This window comes from Microbulbifer halophilus, from assembly GCF_026183675.1.
GTDB lineage: Bacteria > Pseudomonadota > Gammaproteobacteria > Pseudomonadales > Cellvibrionaceae > Microbulbifer > Microbulbifer halophilus.
The window spans coordinates 1-1,925 of record NZ_JAPIVK010000080.1 but is presented as its reverse complement, the minus strand read 5'-3'; the positions used below and the strand labels follow the sequence as shown (position 1 = coordinate 1,925).

Sequence of the window (1,925 nt, the reverse complement as noted above, 5' to 3'; positions counted from 1 at the left end):
CTCCTCGCCGTCTATCGTTGTGACAACCATCGCGTCCTTGCCGAGCGGGCAGTCGACGTTGGTCATCCTTTTGTCTTGACTGAGAATAGACATGTTTTTACCCGGGTTCCTGGGAGGTCGTCTTGGTTTTGGATTCTTTATAGAAGCTCATATGAACTAATGGAGAGGAGTCACTCCGTTAGCTCTTTAGCAACTAAATCTATTTTCCTTTTTAGCGCCAACTCTTCTGGGCTTGAAAGTTCTTTGGAGGAAATTATTGCAAAAGTAAATGTTTCTCCATTCTTGAGTCTTTCTAACGGGTTGAGTCCATTTCCTGAAAGCTCAGATATAAATTTCATCTGATTCTTTATAGATGTTATGGAGGTGCGTTGCCCATGCTTTTTTTCAAAGCTTGATATTTCGGTTGATGCATCATCAGCTAGAATGTTTAGTTTTTTTAAGTTCACTTTATAGACTGCCATCCCTTTGCCTGTAGGTATTTGTCCGGGATTCTTAGTCTAATCTCTTGATCTAAAGTTTTTAATGCCAACTTAAACTCGCTAATAGATAGTTGATTCTTAAATAGCTGTAGCTGAAAGCCAGACTCAATAATTGAGAAAAAGACCGTGCTTTTTCCCACTGTTACTCTAACCACGAAATAGTTGTAAAGGGTTATTTCGATAACCAGATACAAAAATGGAGAGTCGGTTGACTCGTTGACAGCATAGTCCTTTGCAGCGTCTTTAAAGTATTCGTTTAAAGACTTGATTAAGTTTCTTTCTGTTTTAATATAATCCATTTCCTGGCGATTGCTCAGATAGTTATGAAGGCTAATCAGCCTCCAGCCACCATACCTTTACACTGTTTGGGTCCCGGTTTTCCAATTCAATGTTAATTTGGCTATAGTCAGGAGAGGTGCCATCTTTAAGCCGGGGGAAAGAGGTGTTGTTGATAAATAGATCATGATCAGTTTTCCCACATTCTGGGCAATTTGGCAATGAATCAAGAAACCTCTGAAGGTTATCTTCATAGTATTTCCGGTAACCCTTTCCGCTATCGGGAACATTGCTTGGTTTTCTCTCAGACAAGATCGGGTTTGATCGAGGAGAGGTCCATATAATCGTATTGCAATGGGAGCACTGCCCTCCTACTACATCGCAGTCATCATCCCAAATGAAGTAGCAAAGGCCACTATTTTCCATACCTTTAATATAAGAAGGCTGGATTCCAATATTGCCAGCAGTGCGTAGTCGTAGCTCAGCCATTAGTTTCTCTTAGTGAATTGGTTTGTCGATTATTACGCTTATTTCTTTAGGATTGTATCTATCCTCAAACAATATAATGGCTTTATTATTTCCTGCCTTTCTGCTGCTCGAATAAATTATTCCATTGTAACCTGAATCGAATGCTTGGTTCGATATTTCATTTGTGTAGTCATATACCGATTTTTTTGTACTGGGTTGTCGACTTTAGAAGTTAATTTCTCTGGATCGATGTTCATCTTTCTAAGAACATCTGGGTCAGTCAAATCTAACATGTTATCTACTCTTACATCACCAACAAAGAGAGACTTTCCATGTACGTTTTTACGAACCTCGAAGTATGACGTTGCCACATTTTCACCAAAGTATACATCTCCACCCGTAGATCTATAGGACGGATCCGAAAATCGGTATTGAGCTTTCGGGTTTGAGCTTATTGCTGGATGGCTAGGGTCATAAATCTTATGCCCGTCCATACGAGCGTTAGACCCGTGTCCTGAACTCACGTCAGGGGTGTTGCTTGGGGGATCGGCCCTGTTAGTGGTTCTTCGGCTGCGGGCGATTGGCTCGGCTCCGCCTGTAGCTTCGACAGCAACTTCTTCGGTCCCAAAGTCAGAGAAATCAGCTCCCTGACGATGTGCCCCCCTGTTCCTCGACAGCCGAAGACGCTGCTTCTTGAGCCGG

At 42.0% G+C, this 1,925-nt stretch carries 3 protein-coding genes; all 3 read right to left on the bottom strand.

Annotation, left to right across the window (positions count from 1 at the left end; genetic code table 11):
* Positions 1–170: 170 nt before the first annotated feature.
* Complete coding sequence (locus tag OQE62_RS19275) at positions 171–461, bottom strand: hypothetical protein (RefSeq protein WP_265723671.1); 291 nt, start codon at positions 459–461, stop codon at positions 171–173.
* 348 nt (positions 462–809) lie between these two features.
* A complete protein-coding gene (locus OQE62_RS19270; RefSeq protein ID WP_265723670.1) occupies positions 810–1,244 on the bottom strand; it encodes a hypothetical protein in 435 nt (144 codons plus the stop codon).
* Between the two features lie 116 nt (positions 1,245–1,360).
* Positions 1,361–1,925, bottom strand: a 565-nt coding sequence (locus OQE62_RS19265) for a hypothetical protein (protein ID WP_265723669.1), incomplete at its 5' end; no start/stop codon positions are given.